Genomic DNA, 23,481 nt, shown 5'->3' with positions numbered 1-23,481 from the left:
ATCTATCTTATTGAAGATATAGCACCTTCACAGGATTAAATGGAACCTGTCGCGGTTCCGGTTAACCCTGATGTGCTATAGTGAATTCGCCAAATTCGCGCAAGCCGCAATCCGGGAAGCTTCAGATTCGCCGCAGTCGGGCAATGAAAAAGCCGTCGATCCCGCCGCGGGCCGCCCAGTGCGACGGCAGGGTGCGGACCTCGCCCGCGGCCGTAATCGCCGATTCGAGCGACGGAATTTCCGATTCCGTCACGGGATTCCGTTCCAGCGGCGCGCCGCCGGCCAGCAGTTTTTCGATCCGGAGCGGGCCTTCCTCGGGCTGCAGCGAGCAGGTGGCGTAGACCAGGACGCCGCCCGGCCGCAGCATATCCGCGCCGCGCGCCAGCAGCCTGTCCTGGATGGCGCTCATCCGGTCGATATCGCCCGGCTGTTTCAGCCGCGCGATATCCGGATGCCGCCGGATCGTGCCGGTGCCGGAACACGGCGCGTCCAGCAGCACAGCATCGACTGGCGACGGGGGTTCCCATTCGGCCGCGTCGGCCACGGTCAGCCGGGCATTCAACTGCAGGCGCTGCAGGTTTTCCGCGACCTGTTTCATCCGTTTTTCGGAGATATCGACCGCAAGGACGTCCGCGCCCGCCGCGGCGAGTTGTGCGGTCTTGCCGCCGGGCGCCGCACACAGATCGACGATTGCCTGTCCGGGCGCGGGGCGCAGCAGCGTTGCCGGCAGCGCGGCGGCCGCGTCCTGCACCCACCAGGCGCCGTCCTTGAATCCGGGAAGTTCGCGGATATCGCCGCCGGCGGCCCGGCGCAGGGAGCCGGTCGGCAGCAGTTCCGCTTCCAGCCGTTCGGCCCACAGGGCCGGGTCGGATTTCACGGTAATGTCGAGCGACGCTTCGCCCAGATGCGCTTCGGCGATGGCCGTCGCCGTTTCGGCCCCATAGGCGGCAAGCCAGTTCTCCCACAGCCATTCCGGGGTATTGCGCTGCGCCGGATTGTCGGCGCGGACCGCGCCTTCGCGGGTCAGCCTGCGCAGTACGGCGTTGATCAGCCCCTTATAGGCGCGCTGTCCGCTGGATTGCGCGGCGGCGACCGTAGTGGCGACCACCGCATGCGCCGGGGTGTCCAGAAAGATGAACTGGGCCGCGCCGAGCCGCAGCAGGTTCTGGACCTTCCGCGCCTGTCCGCGCAGCGGCCTGTTCAACAGGGGGGCGATCATGGCGTCCAGTTCCGGCATGCGCCGCAGCACGGTCGCGGTCAGCAGCCGCGCCAGCGCGCGGTCGCGCGGGGTCATGCCCTTCAGTCCGGGCTGCGTCGCCAGCGCATCGTCCAGCGGCCGCTTGTCATCCAGGATGGCCAGCAACAGCTCGAAGGCGGCGGTTCGGGGGTCCGGTTTGTTCACGCCGCCAGTCCTATCCCGCCGCTTCCGTCAGGGCAATTCAAGATTGCGGCGGTCAGAGGCGCGGATCAGATGAAAAGAATGGTGCGCCTTCAAGCCACCGCGCTCCAGGGACCGGTGACGCGGACCATTTCGCGCAACTGCCGTACCCGGTTTGCCGTGCTGGGATGGGTCGAAAACAGGCTGTCGGCGGCATGGGCGTGCAGCGGGTTCACGATGAACAGATGCGCGGTCGCCGGGTTGCGTTCCGCCGCTTCGTTGTCGATGCGCTCGGCGCCAAGCTGCAATTTTTCCAGCGCGGCGGCGAGCCACAGGGGACGTCCGCAGATTTCCGCGCCGATGCGGTCCGCCTCGTATTCGCGGCTGCGGCTGATCGCCATCTGCACGATCGATGCGCCGATCGGCGCCAGGATCGCGACGAGAAGCACGCCGACGATGCCCAGCGGATTGTTGCGGTTGTTGCCGAAAAACATGGCGAACGTCGCCAGCATGGACAGCGCGCCCGCTATGGTCGCGGTGATCGTCATGATCAGCGTGTCTCGGTTCTTCACATGGGCCAGTTCATGCGCCATGACGCCGGCGATTTCCTCCTGGCTCAGCAGGCGCAACAGCCCCGTCGTCGCGGCGACGGAGGCGTTTTCCGGGTTGCGGCCGGTGGCGAAGGCGTTGGGCTGGGGATTTTCGATGATGAATACCTTGGGCATGGGCAGGTTCGCGGCCCGCGCCAGCTGGGCGACCGTGCCGTACAGCGCCGGGGCCGAGCGTTCGTTCACCTGCCGGGCGCCATACATGCGCAGCACCATCGTGTCCGAATTCCAGTAGGCGAAGAAATTCATCCCCAGCGCGATGACCAGGGCGATCAGCATCCCGCCCTCGCCCGCGATCATGTAACCGCAGCCGAGGAACAGCGCCGTCATCGCGGCGAGCAATATGGCAGTCTTTGCGTAGTTCATCTTGGCGTTTCTCCTTGCGGCGCATATGTTGCTCTTGGCGAACACGGCTTCAAGAGCGAGGAGACGGTAATGGGTAATCTGTTCGATACGCTGCGCGAAAAGGCGCTTAATCCGCGCACGGCGGCCGCGGATGCGCCGTTGCCGGTCGATCCGGCGGACAAGGTCGATGCCAAGCGTAACGCGGAGCTGAAGGCCGAGAAAGCCGGCGAGGCGGCCCGCCAGGCGGCCGCCCGGGAGGGTCAGCCGCCGGCGGAAATCGGCGGCCCCAGGGGGCTGGAGCCGACCCGCTACGGTGACTGGGAAAAATCCGGCCGCTGCGTCGATTTCTGATTGTCTACATCGCCGGCGCGCCCTTCACAAAGGGATGCAGCGCGGCGTAGATCGTGTCATGCGTTGGCGTCGGCACGCCGGTTTCCAGACCCAGCCGGTGGATCGTGCCGGTCAGCCAGTCCAGCTCCAGCTTTCGGCCGCGCTCCAGATCGACCAGCATGGACGGTTTGATCGGCGGGTTGTCCTTCACCCATTTGACGCAGTTCTCCACGATATTGTCGTCCAGGGAAACGCCTTTCGCGCGGCCCACCGCGGCGGTTTCCGCCAGTGCGCGGCGCCAGACAAGCTCGATGGCCGGATCGCCGATGAAGGCGCCGCTGTCCTGGCGCGTCAGCGACGCCATGCCGCTGTTGGAGGCAAGCAGCACGAACTTGGTCCAGAGCAACGCGGCCATATCGTCGACCGCGTTGGTCGTGAATCCGGCGGCGGTGAAGGTTTCGGCGAGGTTCCGCACCCGCTCGCTGACCGGGCCGTCCGGTTCGCCGATATCGATACGGGCCAGATCGTTGTTGTGGCGGATGACGCCCGGCGCCTCTATGGTCGAGGAAATATAGGCCGCGCCGCCAATGGTGCGCCCCGGGCCGATAACCCTGGCGACGATATCGGGTGCTTCTACCCCGTTCTGCAGGGTCACGACGACGGAATCGGGGCCGAGCAGCGGTTTGACCAGCGCCGCGGCGGATTCGGTATCATACAGTTTGACGCAGAGCAGCACCACATCGACCTGTCCGATACTCGACACGTCGTCGGTCGCCTGCACCGGGTCGATGGCGAAATCGCCCTTCCGGTCCTTTATCTGCAGGCCATCCTTACGCATCGCCGCCAGATGGGCGCCGCGCGCGACGAACACCACGTCATGGCCATGCTGGGCCAGGCGCGCCCCGTAATAGCCGCCGATACCGCCGGTTCCCATGATTGCAATCCGCATCGAAACTCTCCCCCTCGAAATCCGCTCAGGCCGTTCGCAAATCCGGCAGGTCGCGGTAAAGCGACAGCGCTTCCGGATTGGCCAGCGCCTCGCTGTTTTTGACATTGCGGCCATGCACCACATCGCGCACCGCCAGTTCGGTGATCTTGCCGGACTTGGTGCGCGGAATATCCGTAACCTGCACGATCTTCGCCGGGACGTGGCGCGGCGTGCAGTTCTGGCGGATCCGCTTGCGGATCCGGTCGGTCAGATCTTCGTCGAGCGCCAGCCCCGGGCGCAGCACGACGAACAGCACCACCCGCGTGTCATGGTCCCAGTCCTGGCCGATCACGATGGATTCCACCACCTCGTCGAACTGTTCCACCTGCCGGTAGATTTCCGCCGTGCCGATCCGCACGCCGCCGGGGTTCAGTGTCGCGTCGGAGCGGCCGAGGATGACCCAGCCGTCCCGCTCGGTGCGCAGCACGAAGTCGCCATGGCACCAGATATTGTCGAACCGGGCAAAATAGGCGTCGTGATAGCGCGCGCCGTCCGGGTCGTCCCAGAAATGCAGCGGCATGGTCGGGAAGGGTCTCGTGCAGACCAGTTCGCCCTTTTCATTGCGCAGCGAATTGCCGTCATCGTCGAAGACCTCGGCGGCCATGCCGAGCAGCCGGCACTGGATCTCGCCGCGATAGACCGGCAGGGCCGGGTTGCCGCCGATGAAGCAGCCAAGGATATCCGTGCCGCCGGCGATCGAGGACAGGCAGACATCGCGCTTCACGTTTTCGTAGACATAGTCGAAACCTTCCGGCGCCAGCACCGACCCGGTGGAGGTCATGGTCCGCACGGTCGAGAGGTCATGGGTTTCCATCGGTTTCAGCCCCGCCTTGGCGAGCGCATCGATATATTTGGCCGAGGTGCCGAACAGGGTCATCCCGGTCCTGTCCGCCAGGTCGAACAGCACATTGCCGTCCGGGTAAAAGGGCGATCCGTCATACAGGACCAGCGTGGCTTCCGCCGCCAGACCGGTCACCAGCCAGTTCCACATCATCCAGCCGCAGGTGGTGAAATAAAATACCCGGTCGCCCGGCTTCACGTCGCAATGCAAAATGTGTTCCTTCAGATGGGTCAGCAGCGTGCCGCCGGCGCCATGCACGATGCATTTCGGCTTCCCGGTCGTGCCCGACGAATACATGATGTAGAGCGGGCTGTTGAACGGCATCGGCACGAATGCGATGTCGCCGGGGCTGAACGGCGCGGTGAAACCGGCCAGCGTCACCGCATTGGGCACGCGGGACACATCGGGCATGCCGGCGAGCAGCGGCAGGACGACGATCTTCTCCACCGTCGGCAGTTCGGCGGTGAATTCCGCGACGCGCGCCAGCGAATCCTGCGGCTTGCCGTTGTAGTAATAGCCGTCGGCGGTAAACAGCACCCTGGGTCCGGTCTGTCCGAAGCGGTCCAGCACCCCGCGCACGCCGAAATCGGGCGAGCAGGAGGTCCACACCGCGCCCAGCGATGCGGTGGCCAGCATGGCGACAATCGCGCCGGGCATGTTGGGCACGAAGCCGGCGCAGCGGTCGCCCGCGACAACCCCCATGTCGGACAATGCCTGCGCCAGTACGGAAACCGCGTCGTACAGTTCGCGCCAGCTCATCCGGCTGCTGACCCGGTCCTCGGCCTGGAAGATGATCGCCGGCGTGTCGTCGCGCCGCCGCAGCAGGTTTTGCGCGAAATTGAGTTTCGCATCGGGGAAAAACAGGGCGCCCGGCATTTTGTCGCCGTTTATCAGGTCCCGCTTACCCCAGCTTTCCGCCGTCGCGCCGCAGAATTCCCGGACGCTGATCCAGAACCTGGCCGGCTCGGTGATGGAAAATTCATGCAGTGCCGGATAATCGTCAACCGTCACGTTCCAGCGTTCCGCAACCGCGTTCCGGAACGCGGTGATGTTGGCATTGGCGATCTTGTCGGCGGAGGGGCTCCAGAGCGGCTTCGGCACGGTTGCTCTCCCGGTGAAATACGCAATTCTGGAGTTTTACCCGGCCACTTCCTATAAATCTAGCCGATGTCTTCCGGCGTCTGGTATTCCAGCGCCCTGGCGGCGCGGTCCCGGTGCCGGTCCTGGATATGGCCGCTGACCGCTTGCCACGCGGCCCAGAACACGGCGGCGTCATCTGTAAAGCCAAGGCTCAAAATGATGTCCGGGATGATATCCGCCGGCATGACGAAATAGGCCAGCGCGCCGATCAGGATGGCCTTCACGCGGACGGGAGTCTGCGGATCGGTGGCGCAATACCAGGCCGCGACCGCTTCGCGCGCGAAATCGATCCGCCCGGCGGCATGCCTGATTTTTGACCAGAATCCGGTACGGACCGTGCGTTCCTGTACTTTCAGGCTGCCGAAATTGAATCCTTTGATATCGTTCTCGTCCATAAGGGGACATATAGTGACGCTGGCGGTCATGCGCCATCGCGGGTATCGGTTGAAATTTTTCGGGGAGTCTTGAGGCATGGATGTCAGCGGCGTACCGGCAATCGTGACAGGGGGCGCATCGGGGCTGGGCGCCGGGACCGCCAGGGCGCTGGCCGCGGCCGGCGCGCCGGTGGCCATTCTGGACCTGAACATGGCGGCGGCCCGGCAGGTCGCCGACGAAATCGGCGGCGTCGCCATCGAATGCGACGTTTCCAGCGCCGCCAGCGCCGAATCCGCCATCGCCGCCGCGCGCGACGCCCAGGGACTGGCCGGCATCTGCGTCAACTGCGCCGGGGTCGGAACGCCGCATCGTATCGTCGGTCGCGACGGCCCGCTGGCGCTGGACGCCTATGCGAAGGTCGTCCAGGTCAACCTGATCGGCACCTTCAACATCCTGCGGCTCGCCGCCGCCGACATGATGAAGCGCGAACCGGCGGGATCGGATGGCGAGCGGGGCATCATCGTCAACACCGCCTCGGTCGCGGCCTATGACGGCCAGATCGGGCAGGCGGTGTATTCCTCGTCGAAGGGCGGCATCGTCGGGCTGACCCTGCCGGCGGCGCGGGAATTCGCCCGCTCGGCGATCCGCGTGCTGGCGATCGCGCCGGGCCTGTTCGAAACGCCGATGCTGCTGGGCCTGTCGCAGGAGGTGCAGGGCAGTCTCGCGGCAAGCCTGCCTTTTCCCTCGCGGTTCGGCACGCCGGCGGAATTCGCGAAGCTGGTCCTGCACATGATCGACAACCCGATCCTGAATGGCGAGGTCGTCCGCCTGGACAGCGCGATCCGGCTGGCGCCGCGCTAATTCGTCGGCACGAGGGTATTCGACAGGGCCTCGGCTTTCCGGCGCGTGTCCGGCGGCAGGCCGGGCACCAACTCGTCGCGGGCCTTCACGGCCGGGGGAAACCCTGATTTTGCCGCGAGAATCAGCCAGGCTGCCGCCCGAACCTCGTCAATGGCCACGCCGTTGCCCAGTGCATGGAGCGTCGCCAGCAGCAGCTGCGACGGCGCATGGCCGCGATCCGCGGCGGCCCGGCACCAGCCGGCCGCCTTTTCCGGGTCGGCCTCGACGCCCCGCCCGTCCAGCAGGATTTCGCACAGCGCATGCATGGCTTCCGGCAGCGCCGCCTCGGCGGCGCGGACATACCAGCCGATGGCGGCGTTCAGGTCGGCCGGCCCGCCGCGCCCCTCGTCCAGCATCAGGGCCAGGTTCATCATCGAGGCCGTATCCTTTTGTTCCGCCGCCTGTGCGTATAGCCGCCGTGCCTCTGCTTCGTTCCGCGGCACGCCATCGCCCTTTTCCAGCAGCAGCGCCAGCTGGAAGCGGGCGTCGGTCTGCCCCTGTTCGGCCGCGCGGCGGAACCAGTCGGCCGCGCCGCGCCGGTCGCCCGCCGCCATCTGCGCCAGGCCCGCAGCGTATTGCGCGGTGGGATGGCCCTGTTGCGCGGCGCGGTGGAACCATTCCATGGCGCGGCCCTTGTCGAGCGGCAGGATGGTTCCTTCCGCGTAAAGGGTGGCGAGATGAACCTGCGCCGCCGCGAGGCCCATCTCCGCCGCGCGCGCGACCAGCGCCGCTCCGTCGGCCCGGTGGCTTTCCCGGGTCGCTTCACCCAGGACGGTCACGGCGCGCCGATAGATTTCCTCCGCGTTTTCGGCGGCGGCGGCCGTTCCCAGCAGCAACAGCGCGGCAAGCGCCGCGGCGGCGCGTTTCACCGCTGGCTCTTCCAGGCCGCGACCCGGCGTTCCGCTTCGGCTTTTTCTCCCGCCGACAGCTCTTTTTCGATTGCGGCGATATTCCGCAGGGCGATGTCGCGGGCGTCGCCCTGCAGCCCCTCCGCCGCCAGGGTCAGCCATTTCAGCGCCTCTACAGGGTCGCGGGCGACCCCGCCGCCGGTGTAGTACATCGTGCCGAGATTGTTCTGCGCCCGGTGATGGCCCTGTTCCGCCGCCCGGGAAAGCCAGTGCCGCGCGGATGCCGGGTCCACGATCACGCCCGTTCCCAGCTGATAGAACACGCCGATATTGTATTGCGCGGAGGCGACGCCGGTTTCCGCCGCCTTCAGATACCAGGATGCCGCCGCGCCCATGTCCTGTGGCACGCCCAGCCCGTTTTCATGCATCACGCCCAGCATGAACTGCGCATCGCCGTTCCCCTGCGCCGCCAGCGGGCCGAATACGGCGATCGCGCCGGGGAAATCCTTCGCTTCCAGCGCGGCGATGCCATCCTTGAACGCCGTCGCGCCGGCCGTTCCGGCGGACAACATCAGCATCAGGGCGACAAGTACGGCCCTCATGCGCCCGCCGCCCGGTCGATGAACGCGGCGAGCTGGATGTCGCGTTCGCTCAACCCGCCGCATTCATGGGTTGTCAGGGTGATGTCGACCGACCCGTAGACATTGGACCATTCGGGATGATGGTCCAGTTTCTCCGCCTGCAGCGCGACGCGGGTCATGAAGCCCCAGGCCGCGTTGAAATCCGGGAACCGGAAGGATTTTTCAATGGCGTCGCGACCGGCCGCGACCGTCCAGCCCGTGAGTGTCGCCAGTGCGGCGTCGCGCGCCGCGCCGGTCAGTCTTTCCACCAAACCATTTTCCTCCGAAACCTGAAGCAGTTCACTCTATCGAAACGCGGCCTATGGCGCTATCGTTTCGCCCGACATGCCGCCGATTATCGCCCCCTCGCTGGAAGAATTCGAACGTCTGGCCGACGACGCCTGGCGCACCATTCCCGCCGCGCTGCGCGCGGCGGCGAAGGATGTCGTCATCTGTGTCGAGGATTTTCCCGACGAGGATATCTGCCGGGAAATGGAACTCGACAGTCCCTTCGAACTGCTGGGCCTGTACCAGGGCGTCGCGATCAACGAACGCAGCGTCATGGATGGGGCCGCCGATATGGACATGGTGTTTCTCTACCGCCGCCCGATGCTCGACTACTGGTGTGAATCGGACGAGGATCTCGGCCATATCGTGCGACATGTGCTGATCCATGAAATCGGCCATCACTTCGGCTTTTCCGATGACGATATGGAAGCCCTGGAGGCGGAGGCCTGAAGCAGGCCGTGCACACGCCGGCGCAGGACCGGCAGGATTTCCGCCGCGAACCACGGGTTCCTGCGGCGCCAGTGCAGGTTGCGCCAGCTCGGATGCGGCAGCGGCAGGTATAGCGGACCGTAATCCCGCCAGGCGGCAACCGTGTCGGTGAGCGTCCGTTTCCGTTCCTTCCCCAGATAATGCCGCTGCGCATACATGCCGACCAGCAGTACAAGTTCGACATTCGGCAACTGCGCCAGCACCGGTTCGTGCCAGGCGGCGCATTCGGGGCGGGGCGGGTTGTCGCCGCCGCGCGGGTCGACGCCGGGATAGCAGAATCCCATGGGCACGATGGCGACGCGGGACTCGTCGTAGAACGTGTCCTGGTCCACCGCCAGCCATTCGCGCAGCTGGTCGCCGCTGCGGTCGTTCCAGGGGATGCCGGTTTCATGCACCTTTGTGCCCGGGGCCTGCCCGACGATCAGCAGCCGCGCGCTTGCCTGTGCCCGCAACACCGGGCGGGGGCCGAGCGGCAGCGATTCCGCGCAGATGCGGCAGGCGCGAACCCGGGCCAGCAACGCCTCCAGATCCTTACTCGAGTTCATAATCCACTTCCGGCGTATAGATCGCCCCCGAGGACGACAGGAAGCTGGAAAACAGGGTGAAGCGGTCGACCGGGAAGGTTCCGGCGCGCAGCCCGGCATGGTCGACGATGAAATTCCCCACCCGGTCGGGCGGCGGGTTTTTCAACCGGCCGAGCGTTATATGCGGTTTGAATTTGCGGGTTTCGGCGGGAAGCCCGGCGCCGGTCACGGCGGTTTCGATCTTCGACCGCAGATGGTTCAGCGCCGGGTTCGGCGCGATGCCGGCCCACAGCGCCCGGGTGGCGACTCCCTTGCCGAATTGTCCGACGCCGGCAACCTCGAGCGTGAAGGACGGCGCGGTAATCCGCGACAGCGCCGCGTCCACATCCTCGGCGAGGTTTTCACCGATATCGCCGATGAACCGCAAGGTGACATGAAAATTCTCGGGCCTGACCCAGCGCGCGCCGGGAACGCCGCCGCAAAGCCCGGTCAGCCGGGCCTGAAGGGATTCGGGAATCGAGAGCCCGACGAACAGCCGTATCATCCGTCATCGTCTCCCGTGTTACAGGAAGAGGGCCAGCACCCCGGTATAACCGTAGAGCCGGTTGTTGCTGATTTCGCCATTGGCAAAAAATCCCGTCACGGGAAAGTCGCCCAGCATCTCCCGGATGAGGCCGAGTTCCGCGCTGTCCGGTCCGAACTGGTTGGGTCCGCGGGCGACGCAGGAAAAATACAGCCCGCCGCGGATATCCTTGCCGCCGGCGCGGCGCTTCAGGTCGTTCAGCATGCGTTTCAGGTCCTCGACCGCGCTGTCCCGGTCGCGGCGGCAGAACATGATGCGCTCGCCTTCCTCCACGTTACTGCCGATGGCGATCACGCCCTCGTTTTCGTCGATGCCGACAAGGTTGCGCACGGTGTAGTCCGCGGTATCCGAGCCGGGCACCAGAAGGGCCGCGAAAATATACCCGCCGATCCGCCGCAGGTCGCGAGACAGGATCTCGCCGATGTCCTCCTTCAGCACCTCCAGCGCCGGCCGGTCGTCGATGGAGAACAGGACGTTTTCTTCCGCGTCGGTAATGATCCGCGGCCTGCCGATGGGCGTGCAGCCCTGCGTCAGGCCCAGCTGCACCGGCACGCTGTGCAGCGAGACCATGGCCCCGGAGACCGGACCCTGATCCGTCCCGTCCGCCAGCAACCCGTAATGGCCGCGCGATGCGGTGAGCCCGCCGACCAGATACCCGTTGGTCGCTTCCGCCAGATCGTCGATATCTTCCAGAAGGCCGTCGTTGCGCGGATCCGCATGCACGATGATCAGCGGCGAATCGGCCTGATCCAGCCACGGGCCGTGATCGCGCCGCAAGGCTTCGGCGCCGTCGCCGTCGCCGTTCAGATTGAAAATCCGGAACGCATCTTCCGAAAGGGGGGCAACCATGGCCGAAAGGGCCGGTTCGTCGAAATATTCCTTGCCGGCGCCCACGACGCCGAAGCCGATGGTGCCGATCCAGTGCGGAACGCCTGTCGCCTGGCGCAGGAAAATGCAGATTTCGTCGAAGGAATCGGCATAGGCGTCCGTTACGTAGAGAAAGCCCAACCGGTGCGATGCATCGAGTTCGCCAAGTCCGATGATGATGTCCCGCGCCGCATCCTGCCAGGTTGCGCCGCCCGCATGGGCCGCGCGAAATTCATTTGCCATGGTCACCTCGGTTCTTCCGCCAGCGCCTGCACCACGGTCGGCAGAATGCGTTCGACGATCTCGGCGACGCCCTCTGCGTTGGGGTGCATGCCGTCGGCCAGGTTCAGTGCCGGATCGCCCGCAACCCCTTCCAGGAAAAAGCGGTACAACACGACATTGTGATCGTGCGCCAGTTCCTCATAAATCGCATTGAATTCCTTACCGTATTCCGATCCCATATTCGGCGGCGCCAGCATGCCGACCAGCATGACACGGGCGTTCTGCTGTTTCACCCCCGTGATGATGGCGTCCAGATTGCGGCGTGTCACGGCCGGGTCGACGCCGCGCAGCGCATCGTTCGCGCCCAGCGAGACAATAACCAGATCGGGGCGTTCCTGCATCAGCCAATCCAGGCGGGCCAGACCGCCGGCGGTCGTGTCGCCGGAAACGCCGCCATTGACCACGCGAACTTCGTGCCCAGATTCCCGGAGGGCGGTCTCCAGCCTTGACGGGAAACTGTCGCGCCCACTTAGTCCGTAGCCGGCGGTAAGGCTGTCGCCGAGCGCAAGTATGGTATCCGCCCCGGCGGGCGCCCAGACGAGCGTTGTCAATAATAGGATTCCGGGGAATAAACGCTTTGTCACGAACAGGTTTTTCATGGACGACTTGAACGCTTCCATCAGTGCCGACCCGATTGTCGGGCTGGACGATGTAACACTCACGCTGAACAGCGGCGCCGGGGCGGTCAACATCCTGCGCGGCATTGATCTGCGGGTGGCGGCAGGGGAATCGGTCAGTGTCATGGGTCCTTCCGGTGCGGGTAAAACCTCGCTGATGATGGTTGTCGCCGGTCTTGAACAGGCGTCGGGCGGAACGGTGAGGGTTGCGGGGCAGGATCTGAGACGTCTCAGTGAAGACAGTCTGGCGTTGTTCCGTCGCAATAATATGGGAATCGTGTTTCAGGACTTCCACCTGATTCAGACCATGACCGCGCTGGAAAATGTCGCGATCCCGCTGGAGCTCGCCGGCCGAGACGATGCGATGGAGCGCGCCGCCGCCGGATTGCGCGATGTCGGCCTCGGCGAACGGCTGGCGCATTACCCGGGCCAGTTGTCGGGCGGCGAACAGCAGCGGGTGGCGCTGGCGCGCGCCTTCGCGGCAGGGCCGCGGCTGCTGCTGGCGGATGAACCGACCGGCAACCTGGATCACGATACCGGCAATCATATCGTCGACCTGATGTTCCGGATGTCGACGGAGCATGGCACGACGCTGATCCTGATCACCCATGAACCGGCGCTTGCGGGGCAATGCGCCCGGCAGATCCGGCTGGAGGACGGGCTGATCGTCGCCGATAGCGGTTCGCCGGCCATTGCCGCGGCGGGAGCGACCGGCGCATGAACAACCTGCGTCTGGCCTGGCGGATTGCGCGGCGCGAACTGCGCGGCAGCATGCGCAGTTTCCGGATTTTCCTGCTGTGCCTCGCCACCGGCGTGGCGGCGATTGCCGCCATCGGGTCGTTTTCCGAGGCGTTGAATTCAAGCATGCGAACCGATGCGCGCGGCATCCTCGGCGGGGATATCGATCTGCGGCTGTCGCACTACCCGGCGAATGCGGAACAGCTTGCCTGGCTGCACGGGGAGGGACGGGTTTCGAATGTCATCCAGATGCGGTCCATGGCGCGCGCGGCGAACACCAGCTCGCTGATCGAACTGAAGGCGGTGGATGAAGCCTATCCGCTGTTCGGCAGGGTCGTTCTGGCGCCGGCCATGCCATTGCCGGACGCCCTGGCCCGGCAGGGCGAAGACTGGGGCGCGGTGGCCGAACCGGGGCTGCTGGCCCGGCTGGGCCTCGCCGTGGGCGACCGGATGCGGATCGGCGATGCCTGGTACCGCGTCACCGCGGCGCTGACGCGCGAGCCGGACCAGGCGGGGCGGGGGCTGGCCTTCGGGTTTCGGGTCATCGTCAGCCGCGCCGCGCTGGAGGCCAGCGGGCTGATCACGCCGGGCAGCCTGATCCGCTATCACTACCGCATCGGCCTGCCGCGGCAGGACATGGTCGCCGCGTGGCGGGAGCGGCTGAACGAGCGGTTTCCCGAGGCGGGATGGCGAGTGCGCGACACCGGCAACGCTTCGCCGGGTCTGGGCCGCGCCGTGGAGCGGATTTCCGTTTTCCTGGTCGTGATCGGGCTGACGGCGCTGCTGGTCGGGGGCGTCGGGATCGGCAATTCGGTGCGCGCCTTTCTGCTGTCGCGGACCCAGACCATCGCAACGCTGAAATGCCTCGGCGGCTCCGGCGCGATGATTTTTCAGGTGTACCTGATCCAGGTCATGATTCTGGCGTCGCTCGGAATCGCCGCGGGGCTGGTCGCCGGCGGGTTGCTGCCGCTGGCCGCGGGGGCGGTTCTCGCCGGGCGCCTGCCCATCGAACCCGAATTTGGCGTTTTCGCCAGACCGCTGGCGCTGGCGGCGCTGTTCGGTTACCTGGTTACCTTTACGTTCTCGTACTGGCCGCTGGCCCGCGCCCGCGCCATTTCGGCGGCGACGCTGTTCCGGCACAAGATCGCCGCGGAAGGCAGGCTGGACCGCCGCGCCGTGCTGGTCATGGCCGGCCTCGTGATCCTGCTGGCGGTCGTCGTTATCGCCAGTGCGGATGATCGACGCCTGGCCGCCTATTTTGTCGCCGGTTCGACCGTCGCCCTGCTGGCGTTCCGGCTGTCGGCCAGCGCCGTTCAGAAACTGGCGGCGCGGCTGCCGCATATCCGGCAGGCGCATCTGCGTCTCGCGATCGCCAACCTGCACCGTCCCGGCGCGCCGACGGCGGCGATTTCAACCTCGCTCGGCATGGGGCTGACGGTCCTGATCGCGGTGGCGCTGATCGAGGGCAATCTGTCCCGGTACCTGGGCGAATCCCTGCAGAAACAGGTACCGGGCCTGTTCTTTATCGACATCCAGTCCGGCCAGGTGGAAGGCTTCGACCGGTTGGTGGCGGAAACGCCCGGCATCGGTGAAATGCGGCGGGTGCCCATGCTGCGCGGCCGGATTACCGCGATCGGCGGCACGCCCGTCGATGAATTCCCGGCGCCGGCCGATTACGGCTGGGTCCTGCGGGGCGACCGGGGACTGACCTGGGCCCGCGAGGCGCCCGGCGAAGGCAGCGAAGTGGTCGAGGGCGCCTGGTGGCCCGCCGATTACAGCGGTCCGCCGCTGCTGTCCTTCGATGAAGGGGCCGCGCGCGCCTTCGGAATCGGAATCGGCGATAAAATCACGCTGAATGTGCTGGGCCGGGAATTTGTAACCGAAATAGCTAATCTGCGCCGGATCGACTGGGACAGCTTCTCGATCAATTTCGTCATGATCCTGTCGCCGGGATTGCTGGACGGTGCGCCGCAGTCGCATATCGCGACGGTCCGCACCGACGATCCCGCCCGCGAACAGGCGCTGGAAAGCGCCGTCATCCGGGAATTCCCCAATATCACGGCGATCCGGATACGGGAAATCCTCGACCGGCTACGCGAGGTGGCGGGCAACCTTGCGACCGCGATTCGGTCTGTCGCCGGCATTGCGATCGTGACCGGGTTGCTGGTGCTGACGGGAGCGATCCTGGCCAGCCGCAAGCAGCGGATTTACGACGCCGTCGTCCTCAAGGTGCTGGGCGCAACGCGGCGGGACGTTCTGCTGGCTTTCCTGATCGAGTTCATGCTGCTGGGGCTGGTAACGGCGGTGATCGCCGGAATTGTCGGCACGGCGGCGGCCTGGGGTATCGTGACGCAACTGATGAACGCGGAATGGTTTTTCGCGCCCGGCGCGGTCATCGTCACGGCGCTGGCCTGTCTGGCGGCGACTGTCGCGGTGGGGACTGCCGGAACATGGTCGGCGCTGGGCCGAAAGGCCGCGCCGCTATTGCGGAACGAATAGAAAATTCGTCGATATGACGGGCTATCAGCTTGAAATTCCGGCAGAACGTCGCGATATTAGTCGCAACTTGAATTTCAATCTTGCTCAAAGGGGGCAGAAATGGCTTTGACGCCACGGCAACGTACGATTTCCATGGGCACGGGGGCTGCCGGCCGTACCGGCATCGACGAAGGCCTGCGGAGTTACATGCTCCGTGTGTACAACTACATGTCGGTCGGCCTCGCCATGACGGGCGCCGTTGCCTTTACGGCAGCGCACACGCCGGCAATTCTGAATGCGCTGTATACACAGTCCGCGACGGGCGGGTTGCAGCCTTCGATCCTGGGATGGATCGTGACCTTTTCGCCGCTGGCCTTTGTCTTCATGATCGCGCCGGCCATGCGCCGCTTCAGCGCGCCGACGGTACAACTCCTGTTCTGGGCCTTCGCCGGCCTGATGGGCCTGTCCCTGTCGCATATTTTCCTGACCTATACGGGCACGAGCATCGCGCGGGTGTTCTTCATCACCGCCAGTGTGTTTGCGGCCATGAGCCTGTATGGCTACACGACCAAGCGTGACCTGACCGGTCTGGGCAGTTTTCTGTTCATGGGCCTGATCGGCATCATTATCGCCATGGTCGTGAACATCTTCCTGCAGTCCAGCATGATGCACTTCATCATCTCGATTGTCGGCGTTCTGGTGTTCGTCGGGCTTACCGCCTATGACACGCAGAACATCAAGTCGGAATACGATGTCAGCGACAGCGGCGATGTTGCGCAGAAAAAGGCGATTTACGGGGCGTTGCGCCTGTATCTCGACTTCATCAACCTCTTCATCATGATGCTGCACCTGTTCGGCAACCGCGAATAACATTCGCGCCCTTCACGGGGATGCGGACCGCCCGGATCACAAGATGGTCCGGGCGGTTTTGTTTTGGGCCGGTCCTGTATCCGAAGCGGCGGTTTGCCGTATCATCGGCGTGACATGATCCTGCTGTTTACCGATTTCGGCTTCGAAGGCCCGTATGTGGGGCAGATGAAGGCCGTGCTGGCATCCGCGGCGCCGGGTGAAACCGTCATCGACCTGATGCATGACGCGCCGCGCCATGACCCGCGCAGCGCCGCCTACCTGCTGGCCGCGCTGGTGCCGGACATGCCGCCGGGCGCGATCTGCGTCGCCGTGGTGGATCCGGGCGTCGGCGGCGCCCGGCCGCTGGTGATCGTCGAAGCGGATGGCCGCTGGTTTACCGGGCCCGGCGAGGGGCTGTTCGAAATCCTGCAGCGCCAGGCGGAATCCGCCCGGCAGTGGCGGATCGACTGGCGGCCGCCGCGATTGTCGCCGTCTTTCCATGGGCGTGACCTGTTCGCGCCGGTGGCCGCCCGGCTGGCGCGGGGCGAGGTACCGGCCGTGACGGAACGGACCGATGGCTGGCGGACCGATCCCTCGCGGCCCGGCGCGGACTGGCCCGACGATCTGCCCGCGATCCTCTGGTTCGACCGGTTCGGCAATGCGGTGACCGGGCTGCGCGGCGCATCCTGCGATAGCGGGACGGTCATACGCGTGGGCGATACGGTCGTTCGCCATGCGCGGGTCTTTTCCGCCGTGCCGCGCGGAGAGATTTTCTGGTATGAAAATTCAAGCGGCATGGTGGAAATTGCCGTAAACTGCGGGTCGGCCGCCGATGTGCTGAACCTGCATGCGGGGGCGGCGATCCGTGTTGAGGCGCCTGCGTCCTGAGCGTGAACCGGGAGTGGAGACGGCATGTCCAGTCAGAAAGGCGGCCTGCAGGTCCTGGACCGAAAGACCTATGAGCCCGGCACACCGATCTTTCGCCAGGGCGACCCGGGCAATGCGGCCTATGTCGTGCAAAGCGGCGAAATTGAAATCTGGGTGTCGGAAAACGGCGAGAAGAGGGTCCTCGGGGTCGTGGCCGCCGGCGGAATTTTCGGCGAAATGGCGCTGATCGATAATGCGGCGCGCATGGCATCGGCGACCGCGATCAAGCCAAGCGTCTGCATCGTCATTCCGGACAGGCTGTTCCAGGAAAAAATGAGCGAGGCCGATACGTTCATTGTCGCCCTGCTGCGAATATTCTGCAGCAATATCAGGTCGATGCAGGTTTCCCGGGAAAAGAAAACGCCTCCGGAATAACCGCGCCTTCCGCCGCAAATGCGGAAATACCCAGAAAATCGGTCGGCACGTTATCTATTATTTAGAATAACGGTGTAATTTCACTCATATTCCAATAATTTCCGTGTAATTTTTTCTTATATCAAAAAAATCGTATAATTCGGAAAAAATATCGAAGAAACAGACAAATGTGACGCGTGTCACTGTCAGTTTTTCAAAATTGTCAGAATATCATCGCAACTGGTACACAGATTGAGGTGATCGATATGATGATTCATTGTGCCGCCATTCGTGAAGCGTACAAGGCTATCCTGGCGGATTGGGCGCTGAACGCGCAGGACGTGAAGGAGCACGAAAACCAGCTGATCCATCAGACCGCTGTGCTGGCGTCGATCCACCTGAACGCCAATGTTTCAGAAGAAAACGTCCGTAACGTTGTCGGCCTCGCCCATTAGATCAGATCGTGGTTTGTTGGAATTGTCCATGGCGATCCAACAATCACCTGATGCGCTATAGGGAATGGGATTAAGCTTCGCGCCGTGTTGTCGATCAAATGCGTGCGGGGAAGGGCTATGGCCAAGGCGAAGGGGCTGATGATTGCGGCGATGGAGCCGCAGGCGACCGAAGAGGAAGAGTTCAACGACTGGTACGACCTGGAGCATTTCCCCGAGCGGCGGGACGCCCCCGGCTTCCTGATGGCGCAGCGCTGGATCTGCGTGCAGGGCTGGCCGCGCTACCTGGCGTTCTACGACCTGGACAGCGTCGATGCGGTGCATAGCGCGGCGTACAGCGCCTTCATCGGCGAGAACCTGTCGGTCTGGTCGCGCCGGGTATTGTCGCGGGTGCTGGGCAATTACCGGATGGAAGGCACGCTGATCTATCCCGATGACGCGATTTCGGTGCCGAAGGACGAGGCCGGATACATGGTGCTGATCCGCTTCGCCGGCGCCGGGCCGAACGGGGCCACCGAAATAATCGACGGCCTGCGCCGGCAGTTCGAATCCCGGCCGGAGGTCCGCCAGTTGCGCGTCTTCCGCGACGACGAAAACGCCGGTCGGGAATTCCTCGGCGTGCTGGAACTTGCCGCACCCCTCGGCAGCCTGACCGTGGATATGGGCCGGATGGGCCCGGATTGCGGCACCATCCGCATGATGAACCTGTATACGCCCTATCTGCGCCGCGGGGTTTAGGGCGCGGTGCCGCATCGCGATGAAAAAGAAAGGGGGAATCCGCGCGCCGGGTCATCTGCTTGTTGACAGGAACAGGGAATAGCGCAAATTGTCCGCCATGATCCGGCTCTGCCAGGCTGCGATGTGCGGCCTGGAACCCGGGGGCTCTAACAGCGGATTACGCCCATGCGCACGCTCGTTACCGCATTAGTGTTCATCGCCGCCGGCGCCGTTTCGGCCGCCGAGGAAAAGCTGCTCAATATCTACAACTGGTCCGACTACATCGCGGAGGACACCCTGTCACGTTTCACCGCCGAAACCGGAATCAGGGTGAATTACGACGTGTACGATTCAAACGAGATCCTCGAGGCCAAGCTGATGGCCGGCTCGTCGGGCTACGATGTCGTCTTCCCGTCCGTATCGCCCTTTGTCGCGCGCCAGATCAAGTCGGGCATCTACCGCAAGCTCGACGGCGCCCTGCTGCCCAACAGGGACAAGCTCTCGGCATCGACGATGAAGGCGCTGACCGGCAGCGATCCCGGCAATGCCTATGTCGTGCCGTATATGATTGCCGGGACCGGCGTCGGCTTCAATGCCGCCAAAGTGGCGGCGGCGCCCGGCGCGCCGACCGACAGCTGGGCGCTGATCTTCGATCCGGAATGGGCGAAGAAGCTGTCGGCCTGCGGCATCACTCTGCTGGACGATTCGAACGAGGTTTTCGCGGCCGCCTATGCCTATCTCGGCATCGATCCGGCGACCGAAAAGAAGGAAGACCTGGACAAGGCGACGGCCCTGATCATGGGGGTCCGGCCGTTTATCCGGTATTTCCATTCCTCCAGCTACATCAACGATCTCGCCAATGGCGATGTCTGCGTGTCGCATGGCTATGGCGGCGACCTGATCCAGTCCCGCGACCGGGCGGCGGAAGCGAAGCAGGGGGTCGATGTGCAGGTTTACCTGCCGAAGGAAGGCGCGCAGGCGGTTATCGACGTGATGGCCATACCCGCCGACGCGCCGCATCCCGAAAACGCCCATGCCTTCATCAATTTCATGATGCGTCCGGACGTGGTCGGCCCGATCACCAACGCGGTGGGATACGCCAATGCGGTGGACGGTGCGGAAGCCTTTGTCAGCGAGGAGCGGTTGAAAGATCCCGTGGTCTATCCGAGCAAGGCAACCCGCGACCGGATGTTCGTGGTGCCGTTGAAATCGCCGTCATATGACCGTTTGCGGACCCGCAGCTGGACGCGGATCAAAACCGGGCAATGAACAGGACGACGGAGCCGGCCGGCGCCATCCTCAGCATGGAGGCCGTGACGCGCCGCTTCGGCGCCGATACCGCCGTCGACGGCGTCGATCTGGCGGTGTATGGCGGCGAACTGTTCGCGCTGCTCGGCCCATCCGGCTGCGGCAAGACGACGTTGCTGCGGATGATCGCCGGATTCGAAGTCCCGAACGAGGGCCGTGTGCTGATCGACGGCCAGGACATGACCGGCGTGCCGCCCTATGAGCGGCCGGTGAACATGGTGTTCCAGTCCTACGCCCTGTTTCCGCATATGACGGTGGCGCAGAACGTCGCCTACGGGTTGAAACAGGAAGGCATGGCGCGGTCGGAGCGCGATGACAGGGTGGCGGAGGTGCTGCATCTGGTCGAGCTGTCGGCGCTGGCCAAACGCAAGCCGGACCAGTTGTCCGGCGGCCAGCGCCAGCGCGTCGCCCTGGCGCGGGGACTGGCGAAGCGGCCGAAGATCCTGCTGCTGGACGAACCGCTGGGCGCGCTGGACCGGAAGCTGCGCGAACGCACGCAGTTCGAACTGGTCAACCTGCAGGAACGGATCGGCATTACCTTCATCATGGTTACCCATGACCAGGAAGAGGCGATGACCATGTCCGACCGGATCGCCATCATGGACAAGGGGCGCATCCATCAGATCGGCGCGCCGCGCGACGTCTACGAAGATCCGCAATCCCGCTTCGTCGCCGATTTCATTGGCGCCGCGAACCTGATGGCGGGGCAGATCGAGTCGGTGAAGGAAGGGGTGGCGACAGTACGGCTGAGCGCCGCCGACGCCGTCATGACGGTTCCGTCCGAACTGCCGCTGACCGAGGGCGATGCGGTGACGGTCATGGTCCGGCCGGAGCGGATCGCCGCCTGGCGGGACGCCGATACCGCGGCGCCGGGTAACACGCTGACCGGCGTCGTCAGCGATATCGCCTATCTTGGCGACCTGTCGATCTACCATGTGCAGGTGTCCGAGGGGCTGAAGGTGCAGGTCGCGATGGCCAACCGGCACCGGTCCGACCATGCGCCGCTGACCTGGGACGATGCGGTCACGCTGTCCTGGTATCCTGGCGACGGGCTGGTGCTGACCGCATGACAACGGAGCGGCGCCGCAACCGGCACCCCGGCCGGACCCTCGTGACGGCCATTCCCTTCGTCTGGCTGGCGCTGTTCTTCCTGGCGCCCTTCGTCATCATCATGCTCATCTCGCTGAGCACCCAGCGCTTCGGCATTCCGCCCTATGAGCCGCTGATCGCCGATGGCGCGATCATGGCGAAGCTGGACAATTACGCCTTCCTCATCGACGACCCGCTATATATCAGCGCGCTGCTCAGTTCATTGCGGATCGCGGCGCTCTCGGCGGCGATCGCCCTTCTGATCGGATATCCCATCGCGCTGGCTATCGCGCGCAGTCCGCGGCGGCACCGGCCGCTCCTGCTGCTGGCGGTCGCCCTGCCGTTCTGGACCTCGTTCCTGATCCGCGTCTATGCCTGGATGGGCATCCTGCGCAACGAGGGGCTGGTCAACGGCGCGCTGATGGGTCTGGGGATCATCGATACGCCGCTGCCGATGATGCAGAGCGCCTTCGCGGTGCATCTCGGCATCGTCTATTCCTATCTGCCGTTCATGGTGCTGCCGCTGTATGCGTCGCTGGAACGCCAGGATGGAAGTCTGCTCGAGGCCGCCTCCGACCTCGGCGCGACGCCGTGGCGGGCGTTCTGGACGGTGACCTTTCCGCTGTCGCTGCCGGGCGTGCTGGCCGGGTTCCTGCTGGTCTTCATTCCCGCCGTCGGCGAGTTCGTGATCCCGGAACTGCTGGGCGATTCCGGGACGCTGATGATCGGCAAGGTGCTGTGGACGGAATTCTTCAACAATCGCGACTGGCCGCTCGCCGCGGCGCTGGCGGTGGTCGTGCTGGCGCTGATCGTCGCGCCGCTTGCCTGGCTGGAGCATATCCGGCTGAAACGCGAAGAGGCGCGGTCATGACGCGGTTGTCTCCCTGGCTGATCGCGGCGCTCGCCTTCGGCTACGTGTTCCTGTACGGGCCGATCCTGTCGCTGGTGATCTATTCGTTCAACGATTCGCGGCTGGTCACCGTGTGGGGCGGGTTCTCGACCCGCTGGTACGGCGCGCTGCTGGAAAACGAGAAACTTCTGGGGGCGGCGTTCCTCAGCCTCAAGATCGCCGCTTTTTCGGCCACCGGCGCGGTGGTGCTGGGTACGCTCTGCGCCATCGCGCTGGTCCGCTTCGGACGGTTTCGCGGGCGGTTGCTGTTTTCCGCGATGACGACGGCGCCGCTGGTCATGCCGGAAGTCATCACCGGGCTGTCGCTGCTGCTGCTGTTCGTGACGATGCAGCAGCTGACCGGCTGGCCCGAAGGGCGCAGCCCGCTCACGATAACCATCGCGCATGTCACCTTTGCCACGGCCTATGTTGCGGTCGTCGTCAAGGCGCGCCTGTCGCAGGTGGATTCCAGCCTGGAGGAAGCGGCGCTCGATCTCGGCGCGCGGCCGCTGAAGGTCTTTATGACCATTACCCTGCCGCTGATCGCGCCGTCGCTGATCGTCGGCTGGCTGCTCGCCTTCACCCTGTCGCTGGACGACCTGGTGATCGCCAGTTTCGTCTCCGGTCCCGGCTCCAGCACCCTGCCGATGGTTGTCTTCTCCAGTGTCCGGCTGGGGCTCAGCCCGGAAATCAACGCGCTGGCGACGATCCTGCTGGGAACGGTCATCATCGGCGCGTTCGCGGCCTGGCGGCTGTTTTCCCCACGGAAATCGGCTCACTGAAGGGATGCGCCGATTTTCATCGGTGCGGGCTTGTCCCCGGATAAGAGGGCGTTTACGGTCGCGGTCCCTGCGGCAGGCTTCCGGTGAAGGCAACATATGACGAATGAAAACAGGCCCGGATGGGAACCGCCCTGGACACTGGAGGAACGGCTGAAATTCGCCCTGGTGCCGGCGGGCCTGTATATGCGCTACCGGACGAACAAGGAATGTCGCCGTGGCGAGGGCGAGGTGGCGCTGCTGCCCTTCCTCGCCGATCCGGCCCGGGTCAGTCTCGATGTCGGCGCGAACAAGGGGGTCTATACCTGGTTCCTGCGGCGCTATTCGCGCGAAGTGCATGCCTTCGAACCGAACCCGAAAATGTTCCGGTTCCTGCAGCGACTGGCGGGGAACAATGTTCATGTATCGCGCAGCGCCCTGTCCGATGAAAGCGGCGAGGCGACACTGCGGGTGCCGCGGCACCGGCGGGGCGGGTTTTCCAATCAGGGCGCCAGCCTGAGCGCGGTGAAGGTTGCCGACGGCTACGAAGGGGTCGCCATCGACGCGCGGCGGCTGGACGATCTCGGTATTACCGATATCGGTTTCATCAAGATCGACGTGGAAGGATTCGAACAGGCGGTGCTGGCCGGGGCGCGCGAAACCATTGCCCGCGACCGCCCGAGCCTGCTGATCGAGATGGAGGAAGTGCATACGGGGAAGCCGATCGAGGAGGCAATCGCCCGGGTCGAGGCAATGGGCTACCGCGGCCTGTTTCTCCGCCGCGGCGTGCTGCGTCCGATAGAGGCCTTCGACGGCGACCGCAATCACCGCAAGGCTGCAAGCCGGCAGGATTATGTGTTCAATTTCATATTCCTGCCGCGTGAGGACAGCTTTTAAGA

General features: G+C 64.8%; 27 protein-coding genes. 15 read left to right on the top strand and 12 right to left on the bottom strand.

The window, feature by feature from the left end; genetic code table 11:
- Positions 1-121 precede the first annotated feature (121 nt).
- Together rsmB and htpX are read right to left on the bottom strand one after the other, a co-directional pair.
- Entirely contained in the window at positions 122-1,402 is a 1,281-nt protein-coding gene (gene rsmB, locus WD767_09685; GenBank protein MEX2616357.1) for a 16S rRNA (cytosine(967)-C(5))-methyltransferase RsmB, read from the bottom strand.
- Positions 1,403-1,491: 89 nt separating this feature from the next.
- Positions 1,492-2,352, bottom strand: coding sequence for a zinc metalloprotease HtpX (gene htpX, locus WD767_09680; GenBank protein MEX2616356.1), 861 nt, complete (start codon positions 2,350-2,352; stop codon positions 1,492-1,494).
- Positions 2,353-2,421: 69 nt separating this feature from the next.
- Here htpX and WD767_09675 point away from each other — a divergent pair, with 69 nt between their 5' ends.
- Positions 2,422-2,682: a succinate dehydrogenase assembly factor 4 gene (locus WD767_09675; GenBank protein ID MEX2616355.1), complete on the top strand. Its 261-nt coding sequence runs from the start codon at positions 2,422-2,424 to the stop codon at positions 2,680-2,682.
- Positions 2,683-2,686: 4 nt separating this feature from the next.
- On the opposite strand, the gene WD767_09670 is transcribed toward WD767_09675, so the two are convergent.
- Genes WD767_09670 through WD767_09660 form a run of 3 tightly spaced genes read right to left on the bottom strand, consistent with a single transcriptional unit; the run spans position 2,687 to position 6,055 of the window.
- A complete protein-coding gene (locus tag WD767_09670) occupies positions 2,687-3,610 on the bottom strand; it encodes a 2-dehydropantoate 2-reductase (protein ID MEX2616354.1) in 924 nt (307 codons plus the stop codon).
- A 25-nt stretch (positions 3,611-3,635) separates the two neighbouring features.
- Complete coding sequence (locus tag WD767_09665; GenBank protein MEX2616353.1) at positions 3,636-5,591, bottom strand: acetoacetate--CoA ligase; 1,956 nt, start codon at positions 5,589-5,591, stop codon at positions 3,636-3,638.
- A gap of 59 nt (positions 5,592-5,650) precedes the next feature.
- Positions 5,651-6,055, bottom strand: coding sequence for a YkvA family protein (locus WD767_09660; GenBank protein ID MEX2616352.1), 405 nt, complete (start codon positions 6,053-6,055; stop codon positions 5,651-5,653).
- Positions 6,056-6,101: 46 nt separating this feature from the next.
- Here WD767_09660 and WD767_09655 point away from each other — a divergent pair, with 46 nt between their 5' ends.
- Positions 6,102-6,866 carry an SDR family NAD(P)-dependent oxidoreductase gene (locus WD767_09655; GenBank protein MEX2616351.1) on the top strand — a complete coding sequence of 255 codons (765 nt, stop codon included), beginning with the start codon at positions 6,102-6,104 and terminating at the stop codon, positions 6,864-6,866.
- Here WD767_09655 and WD767_09650 read toward each other — a convergent pair.
- The 3 genes from WD767_09650 to WD767_09640 are packed head-to-tail and all read right to left on the bottom strand — an operon-like array spanning position 6,863 to position 8,645.
- Positions 6,863-7,774, bottom strand: coding sequence for a tetratricopeptide repeat protein (locus tag WD767_09650; protein ID MEX2616350.1), 912 nt, complete (start codon positions 7,772-7,774; stop codon positions 6,863-6,865). The two genes, WD767_09655 and WD767_09650, sit on opposite strands and share 4 nt — an antisense overlap.
- Entirely contained in the window at positions 7,771-8,355 is a 585-nt protein-coding gene (locus WD767_09645) for a tetratricopeptide repeat protein (GenBank protein MEX2616349.1), read from the bottom strand. Before WD767_09645 ends, WD767_09650 begins: the two co-directional genes overlap by 4 nt.
- Entirely contained in the window at positions 8,352-8,645 is a 294-nt protein-coding gene (locus WD767_09640) for a 4a-hydroxytetrahydrobiopterin dehydratase (protein MEX2616348.1), read from the bottom strand. The genes WD767_09645 and WD767_09640 overlap by 4 nt, the downstream gene beginning before the upstream one ends.
- Positions 8,646-8,718: 73 nt before the next feature.
- Between WD767_09640 and WD767_09635 the strand changes: the two genes are divergently transcribed.
- Positions 8,719-9,111: a metallopeptidase family protein gene (locus WD767_09635; GenBank protein MEX2616347.1), complete on the top strand. Its 393-nt coding sequence runs from the start codon at positions 8,719-8,721 to the stop codon at positions 9,109-9,111.
- On the opposite strand, the gene WD767_09630 is transcribed toward WD767_09635, so the two are convergent.
- From WD767_09630 to WD767_09615, 4 genes are read right to left on the bottom strand one after another with little or no spacing between them, the layout of a single operon-like run.
- Entirely contained in the window at positions 9,060-9,695 is a 636-nt protein-coding gene (locus tag WD767_09630; GenBank protein MEX2616346.1) for a uracil-DNA glycosylase family protein, read from the bottom strand. The two genes, WD767_09635 and WD767_09630, sit on opposite strands and share 52 nt — an antisense overlap.
- Positions 9,682-10,218, bottom strand: coding sequence for an RNA 2',3'-cyclic phosphodiesterase (gene thpR, locus WD767_09625; protein ID MEX2616345.1), 537 nt, complete (start codon positions 10,216-10,218; stop codon positions 9,682-9,684). Before thpR ends, WD767_09630 begins: the two co-directional genes overlap by 14 nt.
- An 18-nt stretch (positions 10,219-10,236) precedes the next feature.
- A complete protein-coding gene (locus WD767_09620; GenBank protein MEX2616344.1) occupies positions 10,237-11,367 on the bottom strand; it encodes an FIST C-terminal domain-containing protein in 1,131 nt (376 codons plus the stop codon).
- Positions 11,368-11,369: 2 nt separating this feature from the next.
- On the bottom strand, positions 11,370-11,957 hold the full coding sequence (locus WD767_09615; GenBank protein MEX2616343.1) for an arylesterase: 588 nt from the start codon (positions 11,955-11,957) through the stop codon (positions 11,370-11,372).
- Between the two features lie 46 nt (positions 11,958-12,003).
- Between WD767_09615 and WD767_09610 the strand changes: the two genes are divergently transcribed.
- The 12 genes from WD767_09610 (at position 12,004) to WD767_09555 (ending at position 23,479) form a co-directional block, all read left to right on the top strand.
- On the top strand, positions 12,004-12,744 hold the full coding sequence (locus tag WD767_09610; protein MEX2616342.1) for an ATP-binding cassette domain-containing protein: 741 nt from the start codon (positions 12,004-12,006) through the stop codon (positions 12,742-12,744).
- Complete coding sequence (locus WD767_09605; protein ID MEX2616341.1) at positions 12,741-15,260, top strand: FtsX-like permease family protein; 2,520 nt, start codon at positions 12,741-12,743, stop codon at positions 15,258-15,260. Before WD767_09610 ends, WD767_09605 begins: the two co-directional genes overlap by 4 nt.
- A 99-nt stretch (positions 15,261-15,359) precedes the next feature.
- A complete protein-coding gene (locus WD767_09600; GenBank protein MEX2616340.1) occupies positions 15,360-16,109 on the top strand; it encodes a Bax inhibitor-1/YccA family protein in 750 nt (249 codons plus the stop codon).
- A 93-nt stretch (positions 16,110-16,202) separates the two neighbouring features.
- Complete coding sequence (locus WD767_09595; protein ID MEX2616339.1) at positions 16,203-16,976, top strand: SAM-dependent chlorinase/fluorinase; 774 nt, start codon at positions 16,203-16,205, stop codon at positions 16,974-16,976.
- 24 nt (positions 16,977-17,000) lie between these two features.
- Positions 17,001-17,390 carry a cyclic nucleotide-binding domain-containing protein gene (locus WD767_09590; GenBank protein ID MEX2616338.1) on the top strand — a complete coding sequence of 130 codons (390 nt, stop codon included), beginning with the start codon at positions 17,001-17,003 and terminating at the stop codon, positions 17,388-17,390.
- 245 nt (positions 17,391-17,635) lie between these two features.
- Positions 17,636-17,824 carry a hypothetical protein gene (locus tag WD767_09585; protein MEX2616337.1) on the top strand — a complete coding sequence of 63 codons (189 nt, stop codon included), beginning with the start codon at positions 17,636-17,638 and terminating at the stop codon, positions 17,822-17,824.
- 117 nt (positions 17,825-17,941) lie between these two features.
- On the top strand, positions 17,942-18,559 hold the full coding sequence (locus WD767_09580) for a hypothetical protein (GenBank protein MEX2616336.1): 618 nt from the start codon (positions 17,942-17,944) through the stop codon (positions 18,557-18,559).
- Positions 18,560-18,724: 165 nt separating this feature from the next.
- Positions 18,725-19,807, top strand: coding sequence for a polyamine ABC transporter substrate-binding protein (locus WD767_09575; protein ID MEX2616335.1), 1,083 nt, complete (start codon positions 18,725-18,727; stop codon positions 19,805-19,807).
- Positions 19,804-20,916 (top strand): ABC transporter ATP-binding protein, encoded by a 1,113-nt coding sequence (locus WD767_09570; GenBank protein ID MEX2616334.1) that lies wholly within the window; start codon positions 19,804-19,806, stop codon positions 20,914-20,916. The genes WD767_09575 and WD767_09570 overlap by 4 nt, the downstream gene beginning before the upstream one ends.
- Positions 20,913-21,806, top strand: coding sequence for an ABC transporter permease subunit (locus WD767_09565; protein ID MEX2616333.1), 894 nt, complete (start codon positions 20,913-20,915; stop codon positions 21,804-21,806). Before WD767_09570 ends, WD767_09565 begins: the two co-directional genes overlap by 4 nt.
- Complete coding sequence (locus tag WD767_09560) at positions 21,803-22,606, top strand: ABC transporter permease subunit (GenBank protein MEX2616332.1); 804 nt, start codon at positions 21,803-21,805, stop codon at positions 22,604-22,606. The genes WD767_09565 and WD767_09560 overlap by 4 nt, the downstream gene beginning before the upstream one ends.
- 96 nt (positions 22,607-22,702) lie before the next feature.
- Positions 22,703-23,479 carry an FkbM family methyltransferase gene (locus WD767_09555; GenBank protein ID MEX2616331.1) on the top strand — a complete coding sequence of 259 codons (777 nt, stop codon included), beginning with the start codon at positions 22,703-22,705 and terminating at the stop codon, positions 23,477-23,479.
- The last annotated feature ends 2 nt before the right edge of the window (positions 23,480-23,481 follow it).

The organism is Alphaproteobacteria bacterium (assembly GCA_040905865.1).
Lineage (GTDB): Bacteria > Pseudomonadota > Alphaproteobacteria > UBA8366.
Note: the sequence above shows the minus strand (reverse complement) of the source record. Positions and strands in the feature narration are given on the sequence as shown.

Coding starts and splice junctions, on each gene's coding strand:
- htpX (MEX2616356.1), bottom strand. CDS start 2,352: ATGAACTACGCAAAGACTGCCATATTGCTCGCCGCGATGACGGCGCTG.
- WD767_09675 (MEX2616355.1), top strand. CDS start 2,422: ATGGGTAATCTGTTCGATACGCTGCGCGAAAAGGCGCTTAATCCGCGC.
- WD767_09670 (MEX2616354.1), bottom strand. CDS start 3,610: ATGCGGATTGCAATCATGGGAACCGGCGGTATCGGCGGCTATTACGGG.
- WD767_09660 (MEX2616352.1), bottom strand. CDS start 6,055: ATGACCGCCAGCGTCACTATATGTCCCCTTATGGACGAGAACGATATC.
- WD767_09655 (MEX2616351.1), top strand. CDS start 6,102: ATGGATGTCAGCGGCGTACCGGCAATCGTGACAGGGGGCGCATCGGGG.
- WD767_09645 (MEX2616349.1), bottom strand. CDS start 8,355: ATGAGGGCCGTACTTGTCGCCCTGATGCTGATGTTGTCCGCCGGAACG.
- WD767_09635 (MEX2616347.1), top strand. CDS start 8,719: ATGCCGCCGATTATCGCCCCCTCGCTGGAAGAATTCGAACGTCTGGCC.
- WD767_09630 (MEX2616346.1), bottom strand. CDS start 9,695: ATGAACTCGAGTAAGGATCTGGAGGCGTTGCTGGCCCGGGTTCGCGCC.
- thpR (MEX2616345.1), bottom strand. CDS start 10,218: ATGATACGGCTGTTCGTCGGGCTCTCGATTCCCGAATCCCTTCAGGCC.
- WD767_09620 (MEX2616344.1), bottom strand. CDS start 11,367: ATGGCAAATGAATTTCGCGCGGCCCATGCGGGCGGCGCAACCTGGCAG.
- WD767_09610 (MEX2616342.1), top strand. CDS start 12,004: ATGGACGACTTGAACGCTTCCATCAGTGCCGACCCGATTGTCGGGCTG.
- WD767_09605 (MEX2616341.1), top strand. CDS start 12,741: ATGAACAACCTGCGTCTGGCCTGGCGGATTGCGCGGCGCGAACTGCGC.
- WD767_09600 (MEX2616340.1), top strand. CDS start 15,360: ATGGCTTTGACGCCACGGCAACGTACGATTTCCATGGGCACGGGGGCT.
- WD767_09590 (MEX2616338.1), top strand. CDS start 17,001: ATGTCCAGTCAGAAAGGCGGCCTGCAGGTCCTGGACCGAAAGACCTAT.
- WD767_09585 (MEX2616337.1), top strand. CDS start 17,636: ATGATGATTCATTGTGCCGCCATTCGTGAAGCGTACAAGGCTATCCTG.
- WD767_09580 (MEX2616336.1), top strand. CDS start 17,942: ATGGCCAAGGCGAAGGGGCTGATGATTGCGGCGATGGAGCCGCAGGCG.
- WD767_09575 (MEX2616335.1), top strand. CDS start 18,725: ATGCGCACGCTCGTTACCGCATTAGTGTTCATCGCCGCCGGCGCCGTT.
- WD767_09570 (MEX2616334.1), top strand. CDS start 19,804: ATGAACAGGACGACGGAGCCGGCCGGCGCCATCCTCAGCATGGAGGCC.
- WD767_09565 (MEX2616333.1), top strand. CDS start 20,913: ATGACAACGGAGCGGCGCCGCAACCGGCACCCCGGCCGGACCCTCGTG.
- WD767_09560 (MEX2616332.1), top strand. CDS start 21,803: ATGACGCGGTTGTCTCCCTGGCTGATCGCGGCGCTCGCCTTCGGCTAC.
- WD767_09555 (MEX2616331.1), top strand. CDS start 22,703: ATGACGAATGAAAACAGGCCCGGATGGGAACCGCCCTGGACACTGGAG.